The sequence below is a fragment of the Alkalibacterium thalassium genome (genome assembly GCF_900101165.1).
GTDB lineage: Bacteria > Bacillota > Bacilli > Lactobacillales > Carnobacteriaceae_A > Alkalibacterium > Alkalibacterium indicireducens.
The window spans coordinates 1-9208 of the sequence record NZ_FNFK01000068.1; the positions used below are offsets into that span (position 1 = coordinate 1).

Genomic DNA, 9208 nt, shown 5'->3' on the forward strand with positions numbered 1-9208 from the left:
CCGGTATATGATGTTCGCCTTAATATCCCGTGAAGAGAAGGATCCGCGCACCATCGGTGAGCTGTTTTATTTGTGCTGTGATGAAATGGAGAACATTCGATTCGCGCAATCGCTGTTTCTCGTAATGGCCTGTCTGAAAGAGACATTAATGAACGAGTTAGTACTATCTGAACAACATGTTCAAGACTTGTTAGATACCATCTTTGATAGTTTACCGGAACTCTTCAAGCCATTTTTAAAAGAAAATCAGCTGAATCAAATATCAAAAGCGGCATAATAATCGGTACCAAGTCAATGACACCAAGGGTCAAAGGCTATTTTTTAACTGCAAAACTTGAGTTATTAAGAAGGTTTTTATTTTAATCAAAGGAAGATTTCCATGACACTATTTAACAATTATCCATTGGTAGCTGCTTTTTCAGCTATTATTATTTCTCAGATCATCAAAATCCCTGTTGCTCTATTATTAAACCGGCCATCATCAGTGGCTCTTGCCACATCGACTGGTGGGATGCCGAGTTCTCACTCGGCAGGGGTAACTGCCCTGGTAACGAGTATGATATCAGAATACGGCGTTCAGTCTCCATATGTAGCCATTGCCGCGACATTCGGGGTCATCGTCATGTTCGATTCCATGGGGGTCAGACGCCAGAGTGGTGAACATGGTATTCTGATCAATGAACTGTTAGCTGATTTCGAAAATTTCAGAAAAATGTTCACTCATCAGACTCAGGAAGAGATCGAAGCAATGAAAGAAGAAAAGCAGTCCAGGGAATATCTTGGACACAAACCGATCGAAGTCTTTTTCGGTATTCTTTCAGGCATTGTGATCGCACTGATCATCGGCATGCTATATTGATCTACAGTTATATTATGGAGGGTTTGTTTTGAATCTGTCAGAAGAACTATACGATATCACTATTATAGGCGGTGGGCCTGTAGGCATGTTCGCAGCTTTTTATGCGGGTATGAGAAATGCAAAAACTAAACTGATCGAATCACTCCCTGTACTGGGCGGACAAGTCTCCCTCCTTTATCCGGAGAAAACTATTTATGATGTAGGAGGATACGCAGGTGTTACCGGAAAAGAACTGGTTCATCAGCTCACCGCGCAGATGCAGCACTTCGACCAGACACTCTGTCTTGACGAAAAGGTACTGACCATTGACAAACTGGACGATCAGCTCTTTAAATTAACGACCAATAAAGGCAGTCATTTTTCTAAGACAGTGATCATTACAACTGGTCAGGGCTCCTTCAGTCCGAGAACCTTATCTCTTCCCAATGCAGAAGTTTTCGAGGAAGCTAATCTGCATTATATTGTGAAAGATCTGGAGCAGTATAAAAATAAAACTGTCGTCATATGCGGCGGAGGGGATACAGCAGTTGACTGGGCACTTACTCTTGAGCCTATTGCCAAAAAAGTTATTCTTGTTCACAGACGAGAGCGGTTCAGGGCCCATGAAGGCTCTGTGGAGATGGTAAGGTCTTCCAGTATTGAGGTCCTTACTCCTTATGTCCCTCACAATTTCGTGGAGGAAAACGGGCAGCTTAAAGCCGTGGAATTTAAAGAAACACGAGGAGAATACAAGTTCTCTGTCGATCTGGATTATTTCATTGTCAATTATGGTTTCGTCTCTTCACTGGGTCCAGTAAAAGACTGGAATATCGCTCTTGAACAGACCGATATCGTCGTCAATTCAAAAATGGAAACATCCATTGAAGGAATTTATGCTGCAGGTGACAGTATGACCTTTGATGGCAAAATAAAGCTGATTGCCACGGGATTTGGAGAAGCCCCTACTGCGGTCAATCATGCCATTCATTCCATTTATCCAAATGAACATGCTCAGCCAATCCAAAGTACAAAATTAACTTTTGAAGATTAATAAACACTAATAAGGAGGAGTCAAAATGGTTCAATCAGGTTCAGAACTGCATAAAGTAGCTTTAAAGAGGTTAAAAGACAGAGGTGTGACTTTGGAAGAGATTGCCGAACTGGTTTATGATCTTCAAAAACCTTACCTCGCAGAAATCACCATGGATTTATGCTTGGATAATGTTCAAGCTGTCATCAGGAAACGAGAGGTTCAAAATGCCATTCTGACTGGAATAGAGCTTGATGTATTATGCGAAGAAAACAAATTGTCTAGTCCCCTTCAGGAAATCATCAAAGAAGATGAGGGGCTGTATGGAATTGATGAGATTCTAGCTTTATCCATTGTCAACGTGTATGGCTCCATTGGTTTCACCAACTACGGGTTTCTAGACAAAACTAAGCCAAAAGTCATCAGTCGACTAGATAATCACAAGAATACACAAGAAACCCATACATTCCTGGATGACATCGTCGGTGCAATCGCTGCGGCTGCAGCAAGTCGGGTTGCACACGATAATCCTGAAATCTCAGATATTATGAAATAACAGATAAAGACCGGTCCCTCACATAAATCTGCCAGATAGGCAGACTCATGTAAGTGACCGGTCCTTTTAATTGAATGCATGTTTTTTGCTGTACCAGTACATCCCGATGAATGCTCCTTCTATGAGAATGAAAAATAGAATGAAGCAGTACATAAAGAATTCCTGTGGAAGTGCCAGGATGATGGGATCTGTAGTGGGATTAAATAGCCAGTAATCATTGTTGAAGAAAATCTCGTGAAATAAAACGAACATTCTGTCAAAGTTTACTGCCAGAAAGAAAAGCAGCGCAGGCGGAACCAGACTTGCAATGAAAAATGGTCTCTGGAGTGTCCAGATCATTCTGTTTCTTTTAACGTATCTCATGTAAAAGAAACTGGTCACGCTGGAAATGATCAGAATCCCGTAATTGATGTAAAAGAGAATCTTGACTTCCCAGAAATGAAACAGTCCGCTCTCTGAACTCGGAAAATCCAAAAACTCCAGTTCAGTGATCCAAGGAAAATGGAGATACCTTAGGAGCACGTAGTAATTGTCCATGATTGCTTCGTATGTCATATTCAACCGTTCAGGTAAATCATGAATTCTGACAGTCAGCTGGTAAAGTGGAGTAAACAAGATGACCACCGCAATACTTGCAGTGATGATCAGGAGGATCAGACTCGTTACACCTCCTGCTTTTCTTAGAGCATTCATTCTAAACACTCCAATCATCCAAGGTGTCTATCACAAAAGTCGGCTCATCAGCAAACTGGTCGAGATCCTCTTTTGACGTAAAGCCTGTGAGTACCAGAAGCGTATCAACTCCATTGTTGATACCTGCGAGGATATCCGTTTCATAATTGTCTCCGACCATCAGAACCTCATCACGGTTTAGACCTATTTTCTTAAGTGCTGATTCCATAATGTAACTCTCCGGCTTTCCAATAAAAGTCGGTTCCACTCGTGTCGATTTTTCGATAAGAGCGACTAGAGAACCAGCTCCAGGTACGAGCCCCAATTCATTAGGCAGGTTCGTGTCTTTGTTAGTTGCAATGAATGAAGCCCCATTTTGAATGGCCAGACTGGCAATCATACATTTTTCATAGGTCAACTCTCTATCCAAGCCGACGACTACATGATCGATATCCTCTTCGACAATCTCACATCCGACCTGTTCCAAGGCTTCGATCAGGCCCTTCTCTCCGACAACAAACACTCTGTTGCCTTCCAGGTTCTTAACATAATCAGCTGTGGCCAGGGAACTGGTGTAGACTTCCTCTGCTTCTGCGGGAACATTGAACTGGGCTTTCAATTTAATTGCCACTTCTTCCGGACTGCTGGTAGAATTGTTAGTCAGGAATATATAAGGGATCTGGCTCTTCTTAAGTTGACGGATAAAGCGCGGGGCCTGTTCGATCGGTTCTTTCCCCTTGTACATAGTGCCGTCCAGATCAATAAGGTATCCTTTATAATTGTTATCAGTCATTTGGAGACTCCTTTACTTAATTACTTTTTCTTTCTGATCTGAAAACGCGTGCTACCCTTTTCATTTTTCACTTCTTTTACATTTTCAGTCTTTTTTGTATTGGGCTTGCTTTCAGTCCGGTTCTTTTTAGTGAAAGACTTTTTGTCTGCCTTCTTTTTTGTCGGCTCACTTGCTTTCTTTTTCTGTGAGTCACGTGATGGCTTTTTCGATGACTCTTTTGCAGCCTTGGCTCCAGTAGATTGGCTCTGTTTTTGTCCGGAAGATTTTCTTCTGGACTTATCTGGTCTTCTCTTCTGAGTTTTTTTCTGAGTCTGGTTGAAGTGAGGATCCGGGTTAGGATACGACCGCTGTTTCTTCTTCGTTTCAAGACTCTCAAGAACAAAATAAGCACAGCCAAAACTGCAGTATTCACTCAAGTAGTCTTCTAGGTGACCGATTTTCATATCGATCGGTGCTTTTTTGTTGCTGTCGTGATAGAAGCCTCTTAATCTTAGTTTGCCATATGACATATCTCCGACGATAAAATCATACTTTTCCAGCAGATCACTGTACCGGTCTTCAAGCAGTTCCAGATCAAGTGCCTCTCTATAATTCTCTTTGACTGCATACCTGTCACCGGCTATCTCAAGTGTTTTGGCATCAAGTTTTTTCACTACTTTTTCATCTATTTTTACCAGTTCATCAATCTTATCCTCAGTGACTGGTCGGTTAATATTCTTTTCTTTATTGTCTGTCACGATGATTCTTTCCTTTCATCTAATAAATTCGAAGTCTGGTGTGCAATGTAATTACCGACGATTGTTCTCAAGAGACCTGGACTGATCATTCTAACAGAGGTCTGTGCCTGGAGTTCCGGAAAGAAAGGAACATAAAGAAAATAATCAACTGTGATCAGTTTATACTGCCTGTTCTTATCAAGTTCTTTTTCATTGATATAGATGTTCTCTTTGTTCTTTTTTATTCCTTGAAAATAAAGATCTCCAAATATCTTTCCTCTAAATCCGTATCCTTTAACAGGCAATATTTTCAGCTTTTCTCTCTGCTGCTCCATTTGATTGAGCAGTCGCTTGAGGCTGTTTCCGTTCATGCTTACCTCGACTACTCTCATCGGATGCGGAAGAGCTTCATGCAGCTGCCTCCTGTTGATCAGTCCTTTGGGAAGCGACTCTAAAAAAAGCCCTGTATTGACCACTGCGATGTTCGTCTCGCTCAAACTGGTCATAGCTGCAAGTGTCAGTGAAATCAGATTCGGTTCTGCAACTTGCTCTTTGTTGAGTGGATGATTCAATTCCCCAAGAACTTCATGCTCCAGCATCCTGTTTCCTATTCTGTAAAGTTCATTCATGTCCACGTGTTCATCTGGTACAGGATCAACTTGTGAACGGACATCGATTACTTCAGCAGTCATGAGTATCTGATTGTCTTTACCGTATTCTAATGTAATTTTCCCTATATGCGTACCAAATTTCCCAGCACCGGCTATCAGTGTGCCTTCGATCATTTCACCTTCCGGCAGCAGGTGATGAGTATTCCCCCCCATAATTATGAGTACTTCTGGGTAGCGTTCAGCGATCTCCCTGTCAGTGGGCAGACCTAGGTGGCTTAACAGAATAAACCCATCTACCTTGTTTCTGTACGACCTGATTAGTTCATCAAGGACGTGGAAAGGATCTTCTACATTCCACCCCAATGAATCATAACTCATCGGCAGTGGAATGGTCAGACCGACTAGTGCAAATGTATGCCGGCCATTAGTTTCGAGCAAAACGATTTCTCTTGCCCAGTCCGGTCTGCTATTTGTTTCTTTATCTTTTAAATTGGATACAACCACTTCATATCTAGCTTCAGAATACAAGTCATTAAGCTGAGCTTTAGTGTTTCCAACCCCCTCATTATTTCCTATAGTCACAGCATCGTAGGCTCCATCATGTAGCAGCTCTGCAATTGCTTTCCCGTCTGTTGCCTCGGTCAGAGGATGGACTCGGTCTATGGCATCTCCGTCATCAAAGACAAATACGGTTTCTTTTTTATTCATCAGCCTCTGTTTCTCCTGAGTCAGATAGTGTGCTATTCTGGGCCAGTATGAAAGCTGAGAATGAATATCGTTGGTATGATAGATTGTAATCTTTTCCATCGTTTTTCCTCCAGCTTTATACTATCACATTCGACCCCAAACTCCTATTTTTCAAGTGATTTCAGAGATGAAATGCTTCTGCAGGATCTTTGGTCCGTTTAAGAGACCAGCTAATTTCCCTGGTCTCCTTATCAAATACCAGTGCTCTGTAATACGCGTCATGATAATAAAGAAACGTCCATCCTTCTTCCAGTCCTCTGTTGATCCAAGTCTCTTTTGCTTCGATGGAATCGAGCGGATGGTCATCAAAGGCAGTGACCCATAATGGGTTGATATGTGCATGTGTGGGGAAGACATCCGATAAATGTACTGCCACCTTCTCTCTATCCGTTATCTTGACGAGGCATTGCCCTGGACTATGACCTCCAATATGGATCAGTTCGATTCCTTTTCCTACTTCAATCGAATCATCGAAACAAGTTATCTGAGAAGCTACCGCACGCCAGTTATCCTCCCAATATGTTCCGCTCGTACGTTTGGAGGGATGCTGTATCGCTTCCCATTCCCTGCTCTCAACGAAAACCTGCGCATTTGAAAACACTGGTACTTTCCGACCGTCGACATCTTTCACTAAGCCGGTAACATGGTCGAAGTGCATATGGGTCATGAGCACTCTGTCAATGTCCCCTGGTTCAAATCCGAGTAAGGCCAGGTCTTCTTCTATGGTCGATTCTTCATAGGCGCCGTATATCAGCTTCTGTTTGTCCGAGAGTCTACCCCTACCGATCCCTGCATCGATGAGTGAAAGCATGCCATTTTTTTCAATGAGCATCGGTTCAGTCACGAGTTCAATCTGATTTTTTTCATTGCACGGGTAGCGACGGCTCCACAAAGGTTTAGGTACCGGTCCAAACATGGCACCTCCATCCATCATGGTCACTCCTCCGTTTAACCAGGTTATTTTAGTGGATCCGATCGTCAGCGAGTCCATAGCCTCATCCTTTCTTTACATCAGCGGGGCAAATAGTCTCAGTACACTTTTCGTCAGACGTCTGACGGGAGATTGATTTACCGTATGATCAGTCATCAGTTCACTGGACCTGATCGTTTCGTCAAAATCTTTTCTAATGTCATGCATGATTGTCCCCCCAAATAAAATTACTGCATTCTCAAAATGGAGGTACAAGCTTCGATAATCAAAATTGATGGTCCCGACAAGTACTGCTTCATCATCCACAAGAACAGTCTTTGCATGCATGAACCCTGGTGTATACTCATATATACTGATGCCTGCCTCTATCAGTTCAGAGTAGTAAGACTGTGTGGTCATGTGAACGAGATACTTATCCCATTTCTTAGGCGTAATGATTTTTACATCGATTCCACTTTCGGCTGCCAGTATGAGTGCAGTTTCAAGATTTTCATCTAGTATCAGATAGGGGGTGTAAATATACACCGATTCTTTTGCAGCATGTATCATTTTAATCAATACATGTTCACCAAAGTTTTTCTTGTCAGTCGGACTGTCAGAGAAGGGCTGGACATAATGTGTTGAATGAGCCTTACTTGTACTGGTCTCCAAGTTAACCGGTTGAAGGCTTTTTAAATCTTCAGTATCTATATGATCGTCCATAGACTGCCATAACTGAAGGAAAATGAGTGTCAGACCCCACGCTCCTTTCCCTGTCAGCTTGATCCCATTGTCTTTCCAGTGACCGAACCTCTCGATTTCGTTGATATATTCATCAGCTATATTTATTCCACCAGTAAAAGCAACTTTTCCGTCGATTGAAAGGATTTTTCTATGGTCCCGGTTATTTTGCGAAGAGGTAATAATAGGATGGAATGGGTTATATACTCGACAACTGATTCCCTTTTCTTCCAGCTGCTCTTTCATATCGGAAGGCAAGGTAACGAAACTGCCAATGTCATCATACATAACACGGACATCTACTCCCTGCTCTGCCTTTTCAACCAGCAAGTCCAGAAGTTTTTCCCACATCTTACCTTCTGCCACAATAAAAAATTCAAAAAATATGTAGGATTCTGCTTTACTGATTGCCTCCTGCATAGCCTCAAAATATGATTCTCCAATAGGATAATAGGCTGTCTCAGTGTGATCATAGACTGGAAATCCGCCAGCATATGTCAGATAATGCATGAGTCTTCCATGATGAGGAAAATCAGTTTTCGCTTTGTTTAAAACTTGCTCATCATGTCCAGCAAATGAGAAATGAACCTCGTAAATCTGTTCGAGTTTTGCCTGCAGCTTTTTTGTCTGTGTCTGTCTGTTAAATATCAAGTAAAATAATGTGCCGTATACAGGAAAAATCAGGACTTGCAAGATCCATGTAATTTTAAAAGCTTCTTTTCCTTTCTTCCAGACAACATGAAGAACTACACCTATAGACAGTATGGTAAACGCTGTCTCCAAGAAAATGGAATAGGCCATCGACTGGTTAACTACGAACCCGAAAATCGCAAATTGAATAATAATTAACAGCGCCAATATGACTCTTCTCTTAAATAATTGCATCAACCATTTTTTACTCAAGTTTTTCACTCCTTCATCCTCTGTTAAGCCTACCTTTTTTCTTCAGGTTTGTCACTATCTCAATAAGGGTTTTTAGTATATACGCTTCCATATGTATATTCCATTTATGCTGATCTTTGTGGGACTGTTCAGATCTTATTATTCCCGTCTTTCCCTACCATTTCATATCGATATCGTCAGCTTAGATGCCTTTTCTTCATCTTTAACGTGATGAGTGAAGGTGTCTTTTCTTATAGATAAGAGTTTTTAACGTAATTCCGAAAGAAGTCTCCCACTTCTAAGCGTATGGGTGCGAAGCACCAGTGAAAGTGGGAGATGAATTTCGGTCAAGCGATAGCTATGTGTAAAATAGTTGTCGGAAAGTAAAATAGTAGGGCAAGAAATTAAAGTAGACAAAAAGAAAGAAGACCCTTAATCTAGAGATAACCACAAATCCAGAAAAGAGGTCTTCTTATGAATCAAATTATAGCAGAAATTGCCAGTATATTAAAGGATTCTGAAACATTAATAGACAGTGAAATACGATTAGATCAGTACCTTCCACAAGTCATGTGTGAGTTGGTTTCTAAAGCAATAGAAATGATTGATTTGGAACTAATCCATTCCTATAAAGAACGAGGATACGAAATAGAGAAAACAATGAAACGTACCGTTCAATTCTCTTACGGGGGTGTTGAAATTAGGCGACGAC

Annotated in this window: 10 protein-coding genes and 1 pseudogene; 5 read left to right on the top strand and 6 right to left on the bottom strand. The window is 41.5% G+C overall.

Annotation, left to right across the window (positions count from 1 at the left end; all coding sequences use genetic code 11):
• The 4 genes and pseudogenes from BLR76_RS11900 to BLR76_RS10225 form a co-directional block, all read left to right on the top strand.
• A pseudogene (locus BLR76_RS11900) lies at nt 1-277 on the top strand (hypothetical protein); the annotation flags it as partial.
• A 102-nt stretch (nt 278-379) separates the two neighbouring features.
• A complete protein-coding gene (locus BLR76_RS10215; RefSeq protein ID WP_091268671.1) occupies nt 380-859 on the top strand; it encodes a divergent PAP2 family protein in 480 nt (159 codons plus the stop codon).
• A 28-nt stretch (nt 860-887) separates the two neighbouring features.
• Nucleotides 888-1889 (top strand): NAD(P)/FAD-dependent oxidoreductase, encoded by a 1002-nt coding sequence (locus tag BLR76_RS10220; protein ID WP_091268673.1) that lies wholly within the window; start codon nt 888-890, stop codon nt 1887-1889.
• 25 nt (nt 1890-1914) lie between these two features.
• Nucleotides 1915-2424, top strand: a complete 510-nt coding sequence (locus BLR76_RS10225; protein WP_091268674.1) for a phosphatidylglycerophosphatase A family protein — start codon at nt 1915-1917, stop codon at nt 2422-2424.
• A 66-nt stretch (nt 2425-2490) separates the two neighbouring features.
• Here the strand turns inward: BLR76_RS10225 and BLR76_RS10230 are convergent, their stop codons facing one another.
• The 6 genes from BLR76_RS10230 to cls all read right to left on the bottom strand — a co-directional run bounded on the left by BLR76_RS10230 (nt 2491) and on the right by cls (nt 8517).
• The gene (locus BLR76_RS10230) at nt 2491-3135 is read right to left on the bottom strand and encodes a TIGR01906 family membrane protein (protein ID WP_425425721.1); all 645 of its coding nucleotides are present in this window, start codon (nt 3133-3135) and stop codon (nt 2491-2493) included.
• Nucleotides 3119-3889, bottom strand: coding sequence for a TIGR01457 family HAD-type hydrolase (locus BLR76_RS10235; protein ID WP_091268677.1), 771 nt, complete (start codon nt 3887-3889; stop codon nt 3119-3121). The genes BLR76_RS10230 and BLR76_RS10235 overlap by 17 nt, the downstream gene beginning before the upstream one ends.
• A gap of 20 nt (nt 3890-3909) precedes the next feature.
• On the bottom strand, nt 3910-4626 hold the full coding sequence (locus BLR76_RS10240) for a YutD family protein (protein WP_245683083.1): 717 nt from the start codon (nt 4624-4626) through the stop codon (nt 3910-3912).
• On the bottom strand, nt 4623-6023 hold the full coding sequence (locus BLR76_RS10245; RefSeq protein WP_091268680.1) for a bifunctional metallophosphatase/5'-nucleotidase: 1401 nt from the start codon (nt 6021-6023) through the stop codon (nt 4623-4625). Before BLR76_RS10245 ends, BLR76_RS10240 begins: the two co-directional genes overlap by 4 nt.
• 61 nt (nt 6024-6084) lie before the next feature.
• Nucleotides 6085-6954, bottom strand: a complete 870-nt coding sequence (locus BLR76_RS10250) for an MBL fold metallo-hydrolase (protein WP_091268682.1) — start codon at nt 6952-6954, stop codon at nt 6085-6087.
• 15 nt (nt 6955-6969) lie between these two features.
• Nucleotides 6970-8517, bottom strand: coding sequence for a cardiolipin synthase (gene cls / locus BLR76_RS10255; RefSeq protein ID WP_091268684.1), 1548 nt, complete (start codon nt 8515-8517; stop codon nt 6970-6972).
• Nucleotides 8518-8970: 453 nt separating this feature from the next.
• Here cls and BLR76_RS10260 point away from each other — a divergent pair.
• The coding region (locus BLR76_RS10260) for a hypothetical protein (RefSeq protein ID WP_143009236.1) at nt 8971-9208 on the top strand (238 nt) is incomplete at its 3' end.

Coding starts and splice junctions, on each gene's coding strand:
- BLR76_RS10215 (WP_091268671.1), top strand. CDS start 380: ATGACACTATTTAACAATTATCCATTGGTAGCTGCTTTTTCAGCTATT.
- BLR76_RS10225 (WP_091268674.1), top strand. CDS start 1,915: ATGGTTCAATCAGGTTCAGAACTGCATAAAGTAGCTTTAAAGAGGTTA.
- BLR76_RS10230 (WP_425425721.1), bottom strand. CDS start 3,135: ATGATTGGAGTGTTTAGAATGAATGCTCTAAGAAAAGCAGGAGGTGTA.
- BLR76_RS10235 (WP_091268677.1), bottom strand. CDS start 3,889: ATGACTGATAACAATTATAAAGGATACCTTATTGATCTGGACGGCACT.
- BLR76_RS10245 (WP_091268680.1), bottom strand. CDS start 6,023: ATGGAAAAGATTACAATCTATCATACCAACGATATTCATTCTCAGCTT.
- BLR76_RS10250 (WP_091268682.1), bottom strand. CDS start 6,954: ATGGACTCGCTGACGATCGGATCCACTAAAATAACCTGGTTAAACGGA.